Here is an 18,221-nt window from a genome sequence, read left to right as displayed (position 1 = left end):
CGCCTACGGTGTGGTCTCGTTCAGCTCGGCCAGGGTGATGACGCCGTCGTCGAGTGCTCGGGTGATGAGTTCGCTCTTGGTGCTCGCGGCTCGTCCGACGTTGGCGTACTTCACCCGGACCCTGGCGATGTAGGTGTCGACGGTCTTCGCGGTGATGTGGAGCTTCGCGGCGACGAGTTCCTTGGAGGACGAGGCGAACCACGCCCGCAGCACCTCGGCCTCGCGCGGCGACAGGCGCGGCCGGTCCGGGGTGTCGTCGGCGGCGAGCGCACCGGACAGCGAGGGCGCGGTGTAGCCCCGGCCCTGGGCGGCGACTCGGACGGCGGGGACGAGGTGCTCGGGGCCTTCGCGTTTGGTCAGATACGCCAACGCGCCGAGGTCGATGCATTTGATCGCCGTGGCGTTGTCGGCGTGCTGCGAGTACACGACCACGCGCCGGCCGCTGTCGACGAGCCGGCGGAGCTCGCCGAAGTCCGGTTTGCCGGGCACCAGCTCCAGGTCGAAGATCACCACGTCGGCGTCGGCGCCCTCGCCGGTCCACACGCCGGCGAGGCGGTCGCCCGCGTCGAGCAGCCGGATCGGCGGATCGGCCTGCTCGCACCAGTACCGCACGCCCGCCGCGATCGCCGCGTGGTCGTCCACGATCACCGCCGTGATCAGCTCCGCTGCCACTGGGCCTCCATCCACACCGTTCCGCCGTTGCCGAAGATCTCGATCCGCACGTCCGGCGTCGCCGGTGACGGCACCGCGTGTTCGGCGCAGTCCGCGACCACGCTGACCGAGACCGAGTCGGAGCTGCCGACCACGGTGACCCGCGCCCACGAGCCCGCCGTCGCGAGTGCGGTGAGCGCGGCGTCGGTCAGGTCCCGCCGGACGGCCACCGGTGGCGTCGGCCAGTGACCACGCGCGTCCAGTTCGACCTCGACGCCCTTGCGGTCCGCGATCTCCGCGCAGTGGCGCAGTTCGTGCAGCAGCGGGTTCGCGACCGTGTCCGTCTCGGCGAACAGCCGGCGCATCCGGGCCGCCTCGATGGCGCATCGGCGTTGCACCACCGGATCCGACGGCGCGAGCGACCCGTCGGCGAGTCCGGTCAGCAGCGGCACGGTCGTGTCGCTCAACTCGGTGAACCGCTGGGTGCGGCGTCGGTGTGCGGCCGCCGCGGCAGCTTCCGCGGTGCGTGCCTGTTCGAGCTCACGGGCGGCCCTGGCGGCTTCGGCGGCGATCCCGCCCAGCACGGCCGCCACCACGGCCATGAGCAGTGGCAACCCCAACACGGTCACCGAGCCCGTGGAGAACCGCACCAGCGCCGGCCGGTTGACTTCGTGGAACACCACCAGGTTCGCCAGCGCGAGCAGTTCGTGCGTCATCAGGAACGCCAGAAAAGTCCTGAAAGGACGGTCGAGCAGCACCACGGCCCCGGCCCAGTTCGCGGCTCCGAACAACCAGTCCACAGTGGTCGACGTCTTGCCGTCCGGCAGGGTCAGGTACGACAGCGCGGACGCGGCGAGCACCACGGCGATGGCGAGCCGGCGCCCGGTGCGCCACGGTCGCCGCCGCACGACCAGCACCGCCTCGGTGACCAGCACCGCGGTCAGTGCGGCGAAGGCGGCGAACTGGGCCGCCGGGAAGTCGTGGGAGTCCAGGCCGCGCACCAGGTTGATCAGACCGAGCACGTCCACCGTCAGCACGGCGAGGATCAGGGTGGCGATCCGCAGACCCCGCTGCAGCTGCGCCCTGGTTTCGTCGTCACTCATCGGACCGCCACTCGAGCCGCACCACCGTGCCCGCTCCCTCCGCCGAGATGATCGTGGCCACGCCGCCGACGTGTTCCATCCGGCCGTGCACGGACTCACGGAGCCCACGCCGGGAGGTCGACGCATCGTCGCCGACAGCGAATCCCTTGCCGTCGTCGGAGATCTCGACCCGCACTGCGCTCGGGCCGCCGTGCAGCCGAACGAGCGCCCGGTCCGTCCCGGCGTGGCGGCGCACGTTGTTGAGGGCTTCCCCGATCGCACCGGTGATCGCGTTCGCCACGTCGAACGGCAACGGCAGCGTGCGCGGTGCGTCGAGCTCGACGGTCAGGTGGCCGGCGTCGAGGCCGGCGCGCAGCAGGTCGACGAGATCGGCTTGGTCCGGTCGGCGCCCACCGGCGGAGGACCGCAACCGGGCCAGGTCGCGGCGGGCCTGCGGGGCCAGCCAACTCGCCCCCGCCGGAACCTGCCCGGTGCCGACCATCAGCAACGTGGTGGCCGCCGTGTCGTGCAGGGAGTTCGCGAGCTCACGTTCCTCGGCGCGCACGGCCGCCACCACAGCGGACTCGCGGCGCGCCCGTTCGGCCTCGGCGGCCACCCGGTCGGCTCGTTCGGCAGAGCGGGTGATGACCGTCCAGGCCGCCCGGGACATGACCGCCATGACCGGCACCCACAGCAGCGACGAGGTCGGGCCCTGTCCGGCCAGCGCGAAGATGACGAGCATCGAGCCGCCGGTGACCAGTGCGGCGATGATGCCGGGCAGCGGTGCGGTGTGCCACTGCCAGGTCACGCACGCGAACGTGACCAGCAGTCGAAGCCACGCGGTGTTGTTGTCCTCCACCGCGCCGGTCCAGAAGACGCTCAGGCACAAACCCAGCAGCACGACGACATCCGAAGCGACCGGCACGGTGACCGTCCGGCGCAGCCATCCCTGCACGCACGTCCAGATCACGGCGACGGCAACCGTCAGCGCTGTGGCCGCGAACTCGTCGGTCGAGGCTCGCAGCAGTGCGATCGCCGCGATGGGCGGCAGGGTCGCGACGCGCACGGCGGCGGCATAGCGGTGACCGAAGCTGTTCAGCAGCCGCACGGCTTCGCCTGTCACCGTCACCCCACCGGCCTGACTTGATCAACGTCGCGGACGACGTTACCGGTCAATACGCCCAGATGGAGGCGTAACGGCCGACACTCCCGGTGGGGACCGAGTCCTCTCAGCTGGAATATTTCACTCGTTCGTGTGGCCTCGCTCGGGGGGCGCGATGTCGGCGGGTAAGAAGTAGCGGTGGCGGTCGCTCTTTCGATGAGGAGAAGTGCTCGATTGGATGACCAGTTTGTCAGATACGCCGCACTGTAGTCACCGGAATCACACGGAGTTACCGCTGACAAGCGATTGTCGAGGATCGTTCGACGTCCTTGCGCATGCCCTGGCGCAATGTCACGTGGATCGAGTCACCGGAGCATTGTGCGTTGTGGGTGATGTGGGCGGAATTTTTCACCTGCGCGATGGTGCGGTTGTCGCGGTGGAAAGTCCAGGCTCGCCCGGGGCGAAGGAACTGCTGCCGCACTCGGGTTCTGCCGAGGCACAAGTCGTCGCCGCGGCCGCCGTTCAGGACGGGGCGTTCGCCATTGCCGCCGGTGCCGTCGAACGTTGTGTACTCGGCGAATCAATCGACGTACCGTCGCTGTTCGTGCCGGACGGGGCCGACCCGGACCTGCTGCTGACGGAGACGGCTCGCCGGTTGGACGCGGTTGCCTCGCTCGCTTTTCCCCTGTCGCCTTATCGGGATCGCGTGGTGCCTGCTCGTGAACTGGAGTCGAGCACTCTGACCGCGAAACGGCGGGAGATCATCGAGCACGCCACCGGCAGGCGCAGTGCGCGGGACATCGCTTTCGCGGTCGGCCGGGGTCTTTACCCGGTCACCGTCGAGATTTCCCGGATGCTCGGCGAGGAACTGCTGGAGATCGCCCCGCCGGAGACCTCGTTCAGTTTTTCGCAGTGGGGACTGGGCTCGTTGCTGCCGCGGGTGGAGCCGGATCGCCCGAGCTGAGCTGTTCGGCCTTTCCGCATGAGAGAGGAAGCGTGTTGGACTACGACGCCCTGGGCGCCGAGCTGCGGAAGCTCCGGGAGAACGTCACCGGAGTGACCGACACCGTGGTGGCCGCGTCAGACGGAATCCCGATCATCGCCGATGTGGCGAAGAACGTCGAGCCTGTGCACATCTCCGCGCTCGCCGCCGCCGATCTCGGAATCGCGCGCCAGGCGGCGGAGGTGATCGGTCTCGGCGCGCTCAGTCAGACCGTGGTGTTCGGCAGCCAGGGCTACATGGCCGTGTACGCCGTCGGCAGCATGTCGTTGATGGTCGTACTTGGAGACAAAGGGCTGAACCTCGGACGCCTTCTCCACGAATCCCGGCCCGTGATCGCGCGGGTCGGCTCGATCCTGACCCCGTAACACACCGTCCACCGGGGCAGGGGGCGGGGAAATGCTGTCACTTGGTTCATTGCTCTCGTCGATGACGTCTGTGTGGAGACGTGTCCGTGCACGATCGGGGATTCGGCTGGACGCCGAGTCGTCTCGATCATCAGTTGACCTAGGGAAGTGGGATTTGATGAACATCGATGTCGCGTTGAAAGAGGCCATGTCCATCGCCGGCGCTGTCGGCGTCGCGTTGGTCGACTACGACAGCGGAATGTCGCTCGGCCACAGCGGTGGCGGCGAGTGGCTGAACCTGGAGATCGCGGCGGCCGGCAACACCGAGGTCGTCCGGTCGAAACTGCGAGTGATTCAGACGCTGGGCCTCAACGACAGCATCGAGGACATTCTGATCACGTTACACCGCCAGTACCACCTGATCCGGTTGATGGGCGGCGTGAAAGCCAGGGGATCGCTGTTCCTCTACCTGGTGCTGGAAAGAGATGTCGCGAATCTCGCGATGGCCCGGCATCAGCTCAAGCGCATCGAGTCCGACCTCCAGGTGTGAGCGGCGAGTTCTGAGTCCGGGCGGCTGGTGGGCTGCGCGATCGAGTTCGCGCAGCCCATCGCCGCGTCGGGTGCGAGCTCACCCCGAGTGCGTCGCAGGTGGGTCTCGCCCCACACCCGCACCCCTTCGACGACGGGTAGAACAGTGGTCCCGTAGGCGGTGAGGCGGTAGATGACCGGGGCCGGGACCGGTCCGGTCTCCACGCGCTCGACGAGGCCGTCGGCCTCCAGTTCGCGCAGTTGTTCGGCCAGCACCTTGGGCGTGATCGGTGCGCTGCGCCGGCGCAGGCCCGCGAAGTGGGACTCGCCGTGGGCCAGCCAGTAGAGCAGGGTCAGCTTCCACTTGCCGCCGATCGCGGCGAAGGCCGCGGCCATCGGGCAGCCGGGCAGCGGGTTGGGGCGCGAGGGGTTACCTGCAGGTGCCTTCTTGTCCATGGCCGCACTCCGCTTCGATAGTCGAACCATGACCGTGCCACACAAGAAGATCCTCGTCGCCGGGCTTTCGGCACTCGTCCTGGTCGTCACGGCCGCGTCGGGTGGTGCCTCGGCGGCTGTCGACGGACAGCGGGACTTCGACTGGGAGATCGGCAGCTGGCGCACTTCGGTGCGAGTGCTCGCCGAACCGTTGTCGGAGTCGGCGGACGAGTGGTTGCAGTTCGCGGGGACCAGCGTCGTGCGTCCCCTCATGGATCGCCGGGCGAACGTCGTCGAGCTCAAGGTCTCCGGGACGAACGGGCGCATCGAGGGGATGAACCTGCGGCTGTACGAACCTCAGGCGACGCGGTGGAGCCTGACCTTCGTCAACATCCGCGACGGCTTGCTCACGCCGGCGGTGTACGGCGGGTTCCGCGACGGGGTCGGCACCTTCTACGGCGACGACCAGCTCGGCGGACGTCCGATCAAGGTGCGCTTCCTCGTCTTCCGCGAGGGCGCGGACAGGGCCAGGTTCGAGCAGGCGTTCTCGGGTGACGGTGGCACCACGTGGGAGACGAACTGGGTCGCCGTGGATCGGCGGATCTCGTGAAACCCGTGCCTCACAACAGGTGCTCGACGGTGACGTCGTGCTGTTCGGCCAGCCGCTGAGCGATCAGCGAGCGGTGGCAAGCCTCGGGTTCGTGCTCGACGCAGAGCAGCGCGGCGGTTCCGTTGCGGGACAAGACCGACACGATCGGTGCGAGATCGGCCTGGTCGAGGATCTCGTCGGTGTAGCGGCGGACGTACTCGGCGGCGAGCTCGTGGCGTGAGCGTTTGCCGACCCCCTGGCGGTCGTCCTCGGCGTACTGGAGCTGGCGCATCTCGGTGGTCGGGGCCAGTTCGAGGTGGTGTTCGTAGGCGATTCCGGCTTCGGCGAGCGCGGCCTGCAGCCGGTTCGAGTTCGCCCAGGCGTACTCGGCGCCGCGGACGCCACGGCGCTGGCGCACGTCGAGCAGCAGGTGGACGTCCGCTTGCCGCAGTCGGTGGAGGAACGAATCGGCGTCGAAACCGTAGACGCCGATCGTCACCATCTTGAGCATTTCGGACCACCCACCTGCTACTCGTGCCGCGTCAGGCGACGGCTGTGCCTTCAAGTTCGACCATCAGGCTGGAGATCGCCAGTCGGGTCACGCCCAGCATCGTGGTGGGCGGCGCGACCCCGGCGGCGCCCAGGCGTGCGGCCAGGACGCCGTAGTGCTGGAACAGCAGGTCCACGTCGGTGGTGTAGACGTTGAGCCGGACCAGGTTCGTCAGGGACATGCCGGCCTCGGCGAGCACGGCTTCCAGGTTGTCGAGGCTGAGCGCCAACTGGGCCGCCATGTCGTCGGCGTGCTCGGGTTTGCCCTCGGCGCTCATCGCGGTCTGTCCCGCGCAGTACAGGGTCCGGGTGTGCCCGGCGACGACCTCACCCTGGTGGTAGCCCAGGTCCACCGACCACGGCCACGGGTTGACCGCCGTTCGTTCCACTGCCACTTCGGCTCCGTTCCAGAAACTTGATGTTGTGGTGATCAGCTTCCGGGTGAAACACGACATCCTCTGTCGTGTTTCTGGCAGAGTTTTCGCATGCGTGCCGACCGGTTGGTGTCGCTGGTGTTGTTGTTGCGGCAACGCGGACAGTTGACCGCTACCGCGCTGTCCCGCGAGTTGGAGGTGTCCACTCGCACGGTCCTGCGCGACATCGAGGCGTTGTCCGCAGCAGGGGTGCCGGTTTACGCCGAACGCGGGCGGCGGGGCGGGTTCGCGTTGCTGCCGGGGTTCCGGACCGAGCTCACCGGGCTGAACCACGACGAGGCCGTCGCGCTGCTGGCCGCCGGCTCGGGGCGTGCGGAGCAGGTGTTCGGCTCGGCGCTGGCTTCCGCCATGCGCAAGGTGGTGGACGCGCTGCCCGAAAGCCACCAGGTCACCGCGACCGAGGTGGCCCAGCGGTTTCTCGTCGAGCCGGAGACCGACCTGCTGTCGCGCCGGGCGGTGGCCGAGGAGGTGTCCGGTGCGGCGCTGGCCGTGGTGCGGCGTGCGGTGCTCGCGGGGCACCGGCTGCGGATCCACTACGCCGCGACGGGGCAGGAGCCGCAGTGGCGCACGGTGGACCCGATCGGCCTCGTCACGGTGCGCGACAGGGGATATCTGCTGGCCACGAGAGGTGGTGCGGACCGCACCTACCGGCTGTCGCGGGTGCTGGCCGCCGAGGAGTTGGACGAACCGGCCCAGCGGCCGAGCCAGGTCGATCTGGACCGGGTCTGGCGGGAGCGTTGCGCGCAGTTCCTGTCCACCGACCACATCACCGTGCTGGTGCGGGTGCACCCGGCGCGGCGGGAGGAGCTGCTGGGCACCGCGCTGGCGGTTCGTGCCGAGGAACCCGACGCGGACGGGTGGTTGCGGCTGGAGGTGACCTACCAGGACTCGTGGCACGCGGAGTGGGCGCTGTGGCAGCTCGGTCTGAGTGCGGAAGCGCTGGCCCCGCAGTCTTTACGCGATGCGCTCCGCAACCGCGCGGCTGCAATCGCCGCCCGCTATGGACCCGCGGGCACAACCTGATCAGCGGTGTGCCCGGCTCCAGAGGGCCGGCCAGCCGCCCTTGCCCAACAGGGTGGCCGGGACGCGCAGACCGTGCTCGGCGACGCGTTCCCAGAACAACTCCACGGGCGCGCCGAGCTCGGCCGCCGCGGTCATGGCGTGCTGCCACGGGCCGTGCTCGTCGGACAGGTCGGTCGCGGGAAAGCCCGGAACCGTCGTCTTCTTCGGTTCCGACACCGGCACGCTGTTGTCCTCTGTGGACGGAAACCAGCAGGTCGTGGCGATCGTCAGAGCGCACACCAGCTCGGTCGAGGGGCGACGGGCCACCGCACGGGCCAGTGCGTCGTCACCCGCCAGCGCGCCCATGGCCGTGCGGACGGCTCGTGCCACCACGTCCATCGCGTGCGCCGGGGCGATTTCCGGGCGGCGGACCAGCGCGCGCAGGGTCCGGGGGAGCGGGGAACCGTCGGTGAGCGTGCCGAGGCGGTCGTACTCGCGCAGTTCGGGATCGAGCCTCGCCACCGCGGCGGCGAGCGGCCGGACGCGCGTTGCCTGCCAGAGGGTGGACGCGCTGAGTCCGGCGTCGAGTGCTGTGCGGAGAAGTTCGACGTGATCGGCCGAACCCACGCGCTTCAACGCGACGACCGCCGCCTGCGGGTCGAAGTCGGCGGGCTGGCCGGCACGTCCGAGGCCGCGCGCCAACGTGACATAGGTGCGTTGCGCGGAGGCGACTGACGCCAGTTCCTGTTCCACCGCAACGGTCAGCGCGCGGGTGAGCTCGGCGGGGAGACGTCCGGCGGCGGAACGACGAGCCGAACCGCCGCGCACTCGCACCGGCGGTACGGGCAGCAGGGGTTCGGGGGCGGGCAGCGCGGGGGTCGGGATGTCGTCGACCCACTGCTTGACCTGCTTCTCCACCGCAGGGGTCACGTTGTCGTTGAACCGCGCCCGCAACTCGTGCACGTGCCAACCGCCGGTGTGGCGGCGGATGTCGAGGTTGGCCACGATTCGGCCGGTGGTGGGGTCGCGCAACGCCATCAGCACGCACAGACCCCTGCGTGCTTCGTCGGCGTACCACGGATAGCCGATGCAGTTGCCCATGTAACTCGACCACTCGGACAGCTGTCTGGGATCACGGCCCAGTTCCACGGCCAGGTCGGCGACGATCTGTTTGTCCACACCGGACACTTCGGGCGGGATCGGGAAGATGCCGACGCTGGCCTCCGCGATCACGGCGTCCGCTCTGACCCCGGCGGCCAGCTCCGCCCAGCTCCCGCAGCGGGGCGGCGGGGTGGCCCCGAACATCACCAGTTGCGCGACCTCGGCGACCGCGAGCGGGAGGGAGTGGGCTGGTGGCCGGACGGATCGCACCGGTGTGTCGTAGTCCAGGTTCGGTGCGGACTGCTCGTGCCGGACGGTGGCGTGCTCGTTGCCGTAGAAGGGCGCCAGCGCGTCGGCGAGGTCGGCGAACCAGAGCAGGTCGTGCGGTGTCTCCGCGGCGTCCGGGTCCGCGGCGAGGCGTTGCGCGAGCGGCTGCTTCGGCCCGTCGGCGTGCGCGTCGGCGAGCGGCGGCTGTTCCCAGCTGCCGGCCGGACGTCGGTAACCCACCGCGGCGCGCCACTCCAGCAGGTTGGCGGCCTGCCACGGCCGACAGGTGTCCCAGCATTCGTGCAGCGGCTGGTCGTCGAGGTTGCGGAGCACCTCCATCACGGTGTCGAAGACGACCACGCCGTAGTTGCGCGCCATCGCGGCACGGATCTCCACGTAGTTCTGGGTCTTCGAGCCGGCCAACCGTTCCGGCGTCAGCGCCTCGACCAGTTGGTGCACATAGCATCCAGGCCGCGCCGGGTGGCTGTAGCCGCCCTCGGGCCGGCGCGCCGCCTTGGTCCGTGCGTTCCCGCTCAGGCAGGCGTCGGCGGCGACCAGTTCGGCGCGGTGCTTCTCGGCGGCGGCCTGGAGGCCCTCGTCGGACAGCGTCCTCGCGAACCGGAGCAGCGCGGTGGCCGCGACGGCGTCGTGCATCAGGCGGCGGAGTTCCGACGCGGTCCACCAGTTCGGCGGCCGCCAGCGGGCCGCGGCGCCCAGCGTCGGAGTGTCGTCGAACGCCCAGCCCAGGTGCTGAAGGATCGGCTCGTCGAAGTGGACGCGGTAGCGTTCGCGCAGCTTGTCGATCCGGTCCACGCGGGTCTGCGAGGCGGCGAGACGTTTCCGCTGCCGCCGCTCGGCCAGTTGCGCGCAGACGTGGTCCCAGAGACTGATGATCAACGCCAGCCGGCGCGGTCGTTGATAGCGCGACAGCGCGCGGGACAGGTGTTCGGCCAGCGTGGACGCCGCACCGCGCGGGAACGGGTCGATGCCGTCCGGCGCGCGCAGGTCGAGCACGCGTTCCAGCTGTTCGGGGCCGAGGAGGTCGGACGCCGCCGAGGCCAGCCGCAACGCCGCCCAGCGCTGTTCTTCGACCGCGGTGTGCGCGGCCGCACCGACCCGCTTGGTCGCGGAAGGCCCGAACATCGCCACCAGACCGGCGGTTCGGTCGCCCAGCCGGTGCGCGCCGTCGGCACCGAGGTCCTGCAAGGCGGCGAGCACCGCGTCCCGCCGGTCGCCGTGGGCACCCGCCAGGCGTGCCGACGTGAAGCCGCCACCGAGATCGACACCCGCTCCGGCCGCCTCGGTGCTCAACAGGGCGAGCTGCCTCGTCGCCTCCCGCACGGCTTCGGGGTCCGCGTCAGCGGGGCCGACGGCGACCGGCGCGCCCGGCGGGTGCGCACCGCCGCCCGGCACGGCTCTGCCGCCCGACGTGGGGAGCCAGCAGCTCAACCCAGGTCCGGCCGTCACTCCGAACGCCAGCTGGATGGACATCGCGATCAATCATCGCGCACCCGCGCTACTCCTTTTGTGCGCTGACTTGGCGGTGACGGCGAGTGTCAGCGAACTGTCAGTGACCCTCGCAATCCTTCGATCAACGGAAATCGAATAAAGATCGAATAGGCGAAGGACACACCGTGCTCAAGAAATTCACCCTCGTGGCCATGATGGGCGCGCTGATCAGCGTGTCCTTCGGTGCGGCCACCGCCTCCGCGGCGACGGACCGAAACGGATCCTGTGAGGCAGGCGAGTTCTGCCTGTACTTCAACAGCAATCAGGAAGGGTCGGTTTCGGACTTCGGCACGTCCATTTCCGACTACGGCGACGACCAGCCGAGCTGCTACGAGTTCAAGAGCGCGGGCAACGGTCAGGGCCAGTGCGTGAAGAACAACGCCGCCGCCGTCTGGAACCGCACCAGCGGCCCGGTCACGGTGTACTTCAACAGCGGCCACTCCGGCCCGAACCAGACGATCGCGGCCGGTGCCAAGGCCAACCTGAACTCGGACCTCAAGAACGAGAACGCCTCGCACAAGCTGGCTGACGGTGGCAGCCCGCCGCCGTCGGACGGCGACTACGGCGTGCCGGTCACCAACCCGCACCCGTCGGCGACCGCCCGTGCGCCGCAGGCCACGAAGCGCACGCAGCACGTGGACGACCAGATCCGGGCGAAGACCGGCGAGAAGGACTGCTGGGTGGGCGACTACCGCAGCGGCGAGTCGTCGACGAGCAACCACAACACCGGCAACGCGCTCGACTGCACGATCTCGAACCGGATCGGGTCCTACCCGTCCGCGGCGCAGAAGGAGCAGGGCTGGAAGCTGGCCCGCTGGCTGCAGAAGCACGCGAACCGGCTCGACGTCCGGTACGTGATCTGGCAGGGCAAGATCTGGAGCGTCGCCCGCGCCTCCGAGGGCTGGCGCAACTACACCGCGGGCACCGGTGTGACCGCTGGCCACTACGACCACGTGCACGTCTCGATCCAGAACCCGCACGGCGACTGATCGAAGCGAAATTTCGGTGCTGACGAGAGGCGAGCGCTCGCACAGAGCGCTCGCCTCTTTCCCGTGAATTGCGCCAGAATTCCCAGTGCCGCCGCCTGTGTGCAATCCCTGCAACGCACGAGGAGCGCGAAATGCGTCTGGCACGACGAATCGCGGTAATCGCGGGCACAGCCGTCATGATTGTGGCGGCGATCGGGCCGACCGCCTCAGCCGGTCCGGTCGGCAGCGGCTGGACGGAACACAATCCCGCGTGGAACCTGCAGATCCAGAGCAGCGGCACGATCAAGAGCTACCCGAGCAGCACCACCAGCGCGTCCGGGCCCGGCGGGTCCTATCAGCGGTCCGGTGGTGTGCAGACCTTCAAGCTCTTCAACAACGGGTCCAACCGCGTCGAGGCGCGGATCCAGGACAACTACCGGACCGGGCAGCGGCAGTTCGAGGGCGAGCTGAAGGTCACGGCGGGCACGGACGACGAGAGCGCCATGCAGATCTTCGGCAACGACGGCGACGGCGCCACCACGTTGATGATCAGGTCGCATTCGCGCGGTGGAGGCACGCTGCGGGGTGGAGGTAAGGACCTGATCAGCGGCATCAACGGCAAGTGGGTGCGCATCAACGTCACGCACAACGCGACTGCCAGCGGCGGCAGCTTCTCCATCTACATCAACGGCAAACACGTGCACACGGCGAACGGGCCCAAGGGCGACCACTACTTCAAGTACGGCGTCTACGGCACGTTGAAGACGGCGAGCGCCGAGCACCAGTGGCGCAACGTGCACTTCTACCGGAAGTGATCACGGGCGCAGGTCGTGGACGATGAGTGACGCGGCGAGCAGCCGGATGTCGGCGGGATCGGCCGGGTTGTAGCCGGTGAGCTCGGTGACGCGGCGCAGCCGGTAGTTCAACGTGTTGCGGTGCAGGTGCAGGCTGTCCGCCGTGCGGTGGCGGTTGTGGTCGCTGTTGATGAACACCCTCAGCGTGTGCAGCAGGTCCGGGTGTTCGGCCAGGCGGTCCATCACGCGGGCCAGGCGCTTGCGGCCGGGACCGGGACGGCAGAGCTGGTACTCCAGCAGCACGTCGTCCAGCACGTACGCGCCGGGCGGGCGGCCCAGTTTCTGGACCAGTTCGGCGATGTCGGCGGCCTGTCTCGCCGCGGTGGGGACGTCCTCGCGAGTCTCCGCCGCGGCGATCCCGCCCATCAGGCCGATGCCCGCGGCGGTGTGCAGCCGGCCGACCAGGTCGGCGGCGTCGGTCAGTTCCTGGTCGAGCGCGTCGGCCGAGGTCGGCAGCAGCACGGTGCCGCCGTCGTGGTCCAGGGCGGAGAGCGCGTGCGGGGGCAGTTCGGCGCGGAGGCGGCGCACCAACCCGTGGGCCGCGAGCCGCGCGTCACCGCCGTCGGACAGAGGTGGCGCTTCCACGCGGATCGCCACGACCACGTGGTGGCTGGACAGTTCCAGGCCGATTCGTTCGGCCAGCGGCTCGGACTCCCGGCCGGTCAGCAGCGCGGCGACCAGGGCTCGGCCGGCTTCGCGGCGTTCGGCGTGCAGGGCTTGCTGTTCGGTGAGGTAGGAGGCGGCGACGGCGGGCACCGCGGCGCTCAGGAACTGCAGCAGCGCGGGCACGGTCGCCAGCAGGTCGCCCACCTCGTCCGGTTCGGCGACGCCGGCCATCGACAGCCAGCCGACGTGCGCGGCGACGTGGTAGGTGCTCAGCACGACGTCGAGCGGGACGCCCTGCTGTGCCCGGCGCACGGCCGTGGCGATCTGGTCGGCCATCTCCTCCGGCGCGGGCGGTCGCTGTTCGCGCAGGGCACGCAGGAAGACCTGCAGGTTCCGGGTCACCGCCGCGGTGATCTCGCGGTCGACGAGCTGGTGCGGCAGCTGCCGGTACGCCGCGGATCTGGCGAAGAAGGCCTCCAGCACCTTCTCGGCGATGTTCGGGATCTGCGTCGCGGCCCGCTCGTACAGCGGGGCGCTCGGGTCCGGTGCCGGGATGTCGACCACCGGCAGAGGCTTGCGCATGCGGCGGCTGCCTGCCATCACCCGAAACGGTCTTCTTTCGTGGGCGCTGTGCACGAACGGCAGCTGCCCGCGTTGTGCATTTGACCCAAACGTTTGACCTGTTCGAGTGATGGACGGTGAGCCGTGCTTCTGGTCGGAGCCAGAATTGCAGTTCGTACCGGCATGGGCAGGGTGACTTGGCACAACACGCGAGAAGCGTCCAAGACTGCATGAAGCTGTTGCTGCGGCGTGGATTCCAGCGGACCGTCGTGCACGACCGCATGGCCTGCGTCAACGCCGTGATGTTCCGGCGAGTGTGGCGGGGCACCAACGAGACGGTGCTCGCGTACTCCGACTCGGAGGCGCTGGCCTACCGCGTGCCGGAGCGTCACGTGGATCCGGCGGACCCGTTCGTCGTCGATCCCGACCTCGCGCTGTGGCAGTGCGGCGGTGAGTTCCTCGACGTCGCCAGTCAGTTGCTCGAACTTCCTCCGGTGGCGGGTCACTCCACCTTCTGAGCGCGGCGCACCATCTCGTTGATCCAGATGGGCGCGAACGGCGACGTGCAGTTCGGAGGCGTCGGGTAGTCCTTGAGAACTTCGAGACGTTCGCCGATGTCGATCGCACGGGCGCGCAACTCGGGGTGCTCGATCCCGATCTGGGCCAGGCAGTGGTTCATCGCCCACTGCAGCCGCTCCTCGGCGCCCTTCATCTCGGCTTCGACGGTGTCGAGCAGGCCGTCGAGGTCCAGGCCCTCGGGTTTCTTCGCGACGCGTTCGGTGGTCAACGCCCAGCCCGCGCTCGCGACCACCTGGTCCGGATCGGCGAACCACGTCGCCCGCAGGTCTTCGGCGTGCGGGCTCTTCTTCACCACGTAGTTCACCAGCCAGTCCTGGACCTTGGGCCGGCGGGCCTCGCGCAGCATGGTGTCGAGCTGGTCGCGTGAGAACGCCTTGGGGCGGCAGATCAACAGGGCCAGCAGCCGGGCCGCGGTGTCACCCGTCGCCCACAGTTCGAGCGAGAGTTCCTGCTGGGTCTTGAGGCGTTTGGCGACCGCGCGGAGCTTGCCGAGGTTCACGCCGTGGTCGTCGCCGTGTTTTTCGTTCACGGCACGGGCCTTCGGATCCTCCAGCGCGGCCAGTTCGGCCATCACCTCGGCCACCGTCGTTTCCGCCACCGTCCGACCTCCCGTTCGCCACCGGTGACGGACAGCCTACGAGCCGGAACGCCGAAAAGCGGGTTGTGCCCCGTTGCCGGAGCACAACCCGCGAGAAGAGGAGTGATCAGCCGATGGAGAACTCCTGCGCGCGGTGGGAGGTGCACCAGTTCTGGTGCAGGTGCGACTTGTTGGTGGAGTTGCGGCCGGCGATCTCGAGGCACTGGCCGCTGTGACGTGCCCGGAACTTCATCGTGCCGGTGGCGGTCGTCTCCACCAGGAACTGCTGGTTGAACTTGGTGGCGCTGCAGGTGTACTGCGTGGCGTCCGCGGTCGCGTCCTGGCTCGCGTCCCAGACGTCGACGCACTTGCCGCTGTGCGCGACCTTGATCCGCACGGCACCGCTGCCGTCGCCGACCTGCTCCAGGGTCCACTGCTGGTGGCTCTTGGAGGCGTCGCAGGTGTACTGGACGATCGCGGCCTTGTTGTCGCGGCTGCCGTCGGCGACGTCGAGGCACTTGGAGCTGTTGGCGTTGCGCAGCAGGTCGTAGGTGACGGCGCCCGACGCGGTTCCCGCGCCCGCACCGGCGAGCGCCACCGCGGCGGCCGTCAGCGCGATCGCGGCGCTGACTCGGCGAAGAAACGTCCTGGACATGGGCCCTCCGAAGGTCTGCCGACGACCGGTTCCCTGCGACCGGTCTGTCGCGAATGAGAGTGGACGTCCGGTGTTCGGCAGGGATTCGGAAACTGTGTGATCGGCTGCTCAGGGAGAGTGCTGGTGGAGTTCGGACTGCTCGGCGACGTCGAGGTCCGCGTCGGTGGCCGGATCGTGGACGTCGGCCACTCCCGGCAGCGATGTGTGCTGGTGGCGTTGCTGGTGGAGGCGAACCGGCTGGTGCCCGTCGACGTGCTGGTGGACCGGGTGTGGGGCGAGCAGGTGCCGCACCGGGCGCGCAACGCGGTCGCCGGGTACGTGTCGCGGTTGCGGCAGGTTCTTCCGGACGAGGTGAGCATCGTCGGCCGGCAGGGCGGTTACGTGCTGACCGTCGACCCGATGTCGGTGGACCTGCACCGGTTCGCCGGCCTGGTGGAACAGGCGCGCGTCACGCCGGACGAGGCCGTGAAACTGCTCAACGACGCGCTCGGGCTGTGGCGAGGAGAGCCTTTCTCCACTTTGGACACTCCGTGGCTCGCGACCGTGCGGTCCGCACTGGAGGCACGCCGGTTCGCCGCCCTGCTGGACCGCAACGACCTGGCGCTGGAACAGGGACGCCACACCGAGCTGCTGGCCGAGCTGGACGCGACGGCCGCGGCCTTCCCGCTGGACGAACGCCTGGCCGGGCAGTTGATGCTGGCGCTGTACCGCTGTGGACGACAGGCGGACGCGTTGCTGCGGTACGAACAGGTCCGGCTGCGGCTGGCGGACGAGCTCGGTGCCGATCCCGGACCCGAGTTGCGGTTGCTGCACAAGAAGATCCTCACCGGAGACCTCGCGTTGCCGGTCGGCCGGACGGTGCCGCGGCAGTTGCCCGCGCCGCCGCGATCGTTCGCCGGACGGGCTCGCGAACTCGCGGCGCTCGACGCGGTTCGCACAGGCCCGGTGGTCGTGTCCGGCATGGGCGGGGTGGGCAAGACGGCGCTGGCGGTGCACTGGGCACATCGGGTCGTGGCACGCTTCCCGGACGGCCAGCTGTACCTCAACCTGCGCGGGTTCGGCCCGGACGACGCGATGACGACGGGTGAGGCGTTGCACGCGCTGCTCGACGCGCTCGGCCTGCGCGTCCCGGCGAGCGTGGACGCTCAGGTCAGCCGGTATCGGAGTGCGCTGGCGGACAAGCGAATGCTGATCCTGCTGGACAACGCCAGGGACGCGGACCAGGTCCGGTCGCTGCTGCCCGGCAGTCCGGGGTGCCTGGTGCTGGTGACCAGCCGCACGCGGTTGACCGGGCTGGTCGCCACGGACGGCGCGCACCCCATCGCGCTGGGTCTGTTGTCCGAGCAGGAGTCACGTGAGCTGCTCGCCGATCGCCTCGGTGCGACCCCGATCGACTCCGCGGCCACGGCCGAGATCATCACGCGGTGCGCGGGCCTGCCGCTCGCCCTGACCGTCGTGGCCGCCCGTGCCGCCTGCACCGGGTTCCCGCTGAAAGCGATCGCCGCCGAGTTGCGCGGCGGGCTCGACCCGTTCGACGGCGGCGACTCGGCCACGGACGTGCGCACGGTGTTCTCCTGGTCGTACCGGGCGTTGGGGCCCGCGGCTGCCCGGCTGTTCCGCCTGCTCGGCTTGCATCCCGGTCCGGACGTCTGCGCGAGGGCCGCCTCCGGTCTCCTGGGAACGCCGCAGATCCGGCCGTTGCTCGCCGAACTGACCCGCGCGCACCTGCTCGTCGAGCACCAGCCCGGCCGATACGTGCTGCACGACCTCTTGCGCGCGTACGCCGTCGAACAGGCCGAAATCCACGACAGCGTCGCGGACAGACGTCTTGCCACCCGCCGACTGCTCGACCACTACGTGCGGACTTCCCGGGCGGCCGCACGGTTGCTGAACCCGGCCCGCGAGGTGATCACGCCCGCGTTCACCGACTTCGCGCAGGCCCTGTCCTGGTTCACCACCGAGCACCGCGTCCTGCTGGCCGCCGCCGAACACGCCGGCGCCACCGGTTTCGACACTCACGCCTGGCACCTCGCCCAGGCACTGGCCGAGTTCCTCGAACGCCGCGGGCACTGGCCGGACCTCGCCGCCCTCGGTCAGGTCGCCCTGGCCGCCGCCCTGAACCTCGCCGACCCGCTCGCGCAGAGCCACGCCCATCACTTCCTGGCCCGCGCCGACACGCAGCTGGACCGCCTCAGTGACGCCCAGTTCCACCTGCAGTGCAGCCTCCACACGGCCGCTGACCCCGTCGGGCAGGCGCGCACCCGGCGTGAACTCGCTCGTCTGTCCGAACGGCAGGGTGATCACGACCAGGCCCTGCGCCACTGCCGGCAGGCCCTCGACCTCTACCGGGCAGCGGGCCACCGGCACGGCCAGGCCGACGTGCTCAGCGCGATCGGCTGGTACCAGGCACTGCTGGGCGACCTGGACCGCGCGCTCAGCTCGTGCCGGGAGGCGCTGGTGTTGCTGGAGGAGCTCGACGACCAAGACGGCCAGGCCCGCACCTGGGACAGCCTCGGCCACATCCGCCACCACCGCGGCGACCACCACGACGCCATCGCCTGCTACCAGCGGTCGCTCGACCTGTTCCGCTCGCTCGGCGACCACCACCGGATCGCCGACGTCCTCGTCCACCTCGGCGACAGCCACCTCGCCGCCGGTGAGCCGGGACGTGCGCGCAGGGCGTGGCGGGAGGCGCTCGGCCTCATCGAGGACCTCGACCACCCCGACGCGGACGCGGTGCGCGCCCGCCTCAGTCCGCTGAGGACTCAGTCGCTGAGCGCGGCGACCACCGGCCACTGGTCCTGAACACCGCGTACCCGGCGACG

General features: G+C 69.7%; 19 protein-coding genes. 9 read left to right on the top strand and 10 right to left on the bottom strand.

The annotated features are described in order from the left end of the window. Window positions 1-3: 3 nt before the first annotated feature. From G7043_RS48450 to G7043_RS21815, 3 genes are read right to left on the bottom strand one after another with little or no spacing between them, the layout of a single operon-like run. Window positions 4-672 carry a response regulator transcription factor gene (locus G7043_RS48450; protein WP_313888012.1) on the bottom strand — a complete coding sequence of 223 codons (669 nt, stop codon included), beginning with the start codon at window positions 670-672 and terminating at the stop codon, window positions 4-6. Continuing rightward, entirely contained in the window at window positions 657-1,754 is a 1,098-nt protein-coding gene (locus G7043_RS48445) for a hypothetical protein (protein WP_242642477.1), read from the bottom strand. The genes G7043_RS48450 and G7043_RS48445 overlap by 16 nt, the downstream gene beginning before the upstream one ends. Then, the gene (locus G7043_RS21815) at window positions 1,747-2,856 is read right to left on the bottom strand and encodes a sensor histidine kinase (RefSeq protein ID WP_166048087.1); all 1,110 of its coding nucleotides are present in this window, start codon (window positions 2,854-2,856) and stop codon (window positions 1,747-1,749) included. The genes G7043_RS48445 and G7043_RS21815 overlap by 8 nt, the downstream gene beginning before the upstream one ends. Before the next feature lie 205 nt (window positions 2,857-3,061). Between G7043_RS21815 and G7043_RS21810 the strand changes: the two genes are divergently transcribed. From G7043_RS21810 to G7043_RS21800, 3 genes are all read left to right on the top strand, one after another. Continuing rightward, the gene (locus G7043_RS21810) at window positions 3,062-3,799 is read left to right on the top strand and encodes a hypothetical protein (protein WP_166048085.1); all 738 of its coding nucleotides are present in this window, start codon (window positions 3,062-3,064) and stop codon (window positions 3,797-3,799) included. Between the two features lie 32 nt (window positions 3,800-3,831). Continuing rightward, window positions 3,832-4,203: a roadblock/LC7 domain-containing protein gene (locus G7043_RS21805; RefSeq protein ID WP_313888011.1), complete on the top strand. Its 372-nt coding sequence runs from the start codon at window positions 3,832-3,834 to the stop codon at window positions 4,201-4,203. A 157-nt stretch (window positions 4,204-4,360) separates the two neighbouring features. Beyond that, window positions 4,361-4,732, top strand: a complete 372-nt coding sequence (locus G7043_RS21800; RefSeq protein ID WP_166048083.1) for a hypothetical protein — start codon at window positions 4,361-4,363, stop codon at window positions 4,730-4,732. On the opposite strand, the gene G7043_RS21795 is transcribed toward G7043_RS21800, so the two are convergent. Continuing rightward, a complete protein-coding gene (locus G7043_RS21795) occupies window positions 4,696-5,166 on the bottom strand; it encodes a winged helix-turn-helix transcriptional regulator (protein ID WP_242642476.1) in 471 nt (156 codons plus the stop codon). The two genes, G7043_RS21800 and G7043_RS21795, sit on opposite strands and share 37 nt — an antisense overlap. 28 nt (window positions 5,167-5,194) lie before the next feature. On the opposite strand from G7043_RS21795, the gene G7043_RS21790 reads away from it, so the two are divergent. Next, window positions 5,195-5,755, top strand: a complete 561-nt coding sequence (locus G7043_RS21790) for a hypothetical protein (protein WP_207311461.1) — start codon at window positions 5,195-5,197, stop codon at window positions 5,753-5,755. 10 nt (window positions 5,756-5,765) lie between these two features. On the opposite strand, the gene G7043_RS21785 is transcribed toward G7043_RS21790, so the two are convergent. After that, entirely contained in the window at window positions 5,766-6,245 is a 480-nt protein-coding gene (locus G7043_RS21785; protein ID WP_166048082.1) for a DUF488 domain-containing protein, read from the bottom strand. Window positions 6,246-6,276: 31 nt separating this feature from the next. Beyond that, complete coding sequence (locus G7043_RS21780; protein WP_166048299.1) at window positions 6,277-6,672, bottom strand: RidA family protein; 396 nt, start codon at window positions 6,670-6,672, stop codon at window positions 6,277-6,279. Window positions 6,673-6,768: 96 nt separating this feature from the next. On the opposite strand from G7043_RS21780, the gene G7043_RS21775 reads away from it, so the two are divergent. Next, window positions 6,769-7,740 (top strand): helix-turn-helix transcriptional regulator, encoded by a 972-nt coding sequence (locus tag G7043_RS21775; protein ID WP_166048081.1) that lies wholly within the window; start codon window positions 6,769-6,771, stop codon window positions 7,738-7,740. On the opposite strand, the gene G7043_RS21770 is transcribed toward G7043_RS21775, so the two are convergent. Next, window positions 7,741-10,578, bottom strand: a complete 2,838-nt coding sequence (locus G7043_RS21770) for a hypothetical protein (protein ID WP_166048080.1) — start codon at window positions 10,576-10,578, stop codon at window positions 7,741-7,743. Between the two features lie 143 nt (window positions 10,579-10,721). Between G7043_RS21770 and G7043_RS21765 the strand changes: the two genes are divergently transcribed. Both G7043_RS21765 and G7043_RS21760 read left to right on the top strand, forming a co-directional pair. Continuing rightward, window positions 10,722-11,585: a peptidase inhibitor family I36 protein gene (locus tag G7043_RS21765; RefSeq protein ID WP_313888010.1), complete on the top strand. Its 864-nt coding sequence runs from the start codon at window positions 10,722-10,724 to the stop codon at window positions 11,583-11,585. A 131-nt stretch (window positions 11,586-11,716) separates the two neighbouring features. Next, window positions 11,717-12,379 carry a polysaccharide lyase family 7 protein gene (locus G7043_RS21760; protein ID WP_166048078.1) on the top strand — a complete coding sequence of 221 codons (663 nt, stop codon included), beginning with the start codon at window positions 11,717-11,719 and terminating at the stop codon, window positions 12,377-12,379. Here the strand turns inward: G7043_RS21760 and G7043_RS21755 are convergent, their stop codons facing one another. Next, complete coding sequence (locus tag G7043_RS21755) at window positions 12,380-13,606, bottom strand: PucR family transcriptional regulator (RefSeq protein ID WP_166048076.1); 1,227 nt, start codon at window positions 13,604-13,606, stop codon at window positions 12,380-12,382. 209 nt (window positions 13,607-13,815) lie between these two features. On the opposite strand from G7043_RS21755, the gene G7043_RS21750 reads away from it, so the two are divergent. Next, window positions 13,816-14,103: a hypothetical protein gene (locus tag G7043_RS21750; protein WP_166048074.1), complete on the top strand. Its 288-nt coding sequence runs from the start codon at window positions 13,816-13,818 to the stop codon at window positions 14,101-14,103. Here G7043_RS21750 and G7043_RS21745 read toward each other — a convergent pair. Next, window positions 14,088-14,762: a DNA alkylation repair protein gene (locus tag G7043_RS21745; protein ID WP_166048072.1), complete on the bottom strand. Its 675-nt coding sequence runs from the start codon at window positions 14,760-14,762 to the stop codon at window positions 14,088-14,090. The genes G7043_RS21750 and G7043_RS21745 overlap by 16 nt on opposite strands. A gap of 106 nt (window positions 14,763-14,868) precedes the next feature. After that, on the bottom strand, window positions 14,869-15,396 hold the full coding sequence (locus G7043_RS21740) for an RICIN domain-containing protein (RefSeq protein WP_166048069.1): 528 nt from the start codon (window positions 15,394-15,396) through the stop codon (window positions 14,869-14,871). 123 nt (window positions 15,397-15,519) lie between these two features. Here G7043_RS21740 and G7043_RS21735 point away from each other — a divergent pair, with 123 nt between their 5' ends. Next, window positions 15,520-18,201: an AfsR/SARP family transcriptional regulator gene (locus G7043_RS21735; RefSeq protein WP_207311459.1), complete on the top strand. Its 2,682-nt coding sequence runs from the start codon at window positions 15,520-15,522 to the stop codon at window positions 18,199-18,201. Window positions 18,202-18,221: the final 20 nt, after the last annotated feature.

Source organism: Lentzea alba (assembly GCF_011067745.1).
Classification (GTDB): Bacteria; Actinomycetota; Actinomycetes; order Mycobacteriales; family Pseudonocardiaceae; genus Lentzea; species Lentzea alba.
Note: the sequence above shows the minus strand (reverse complement) of the source record. Positions and strands in the feature narration are given on the sequence as shown.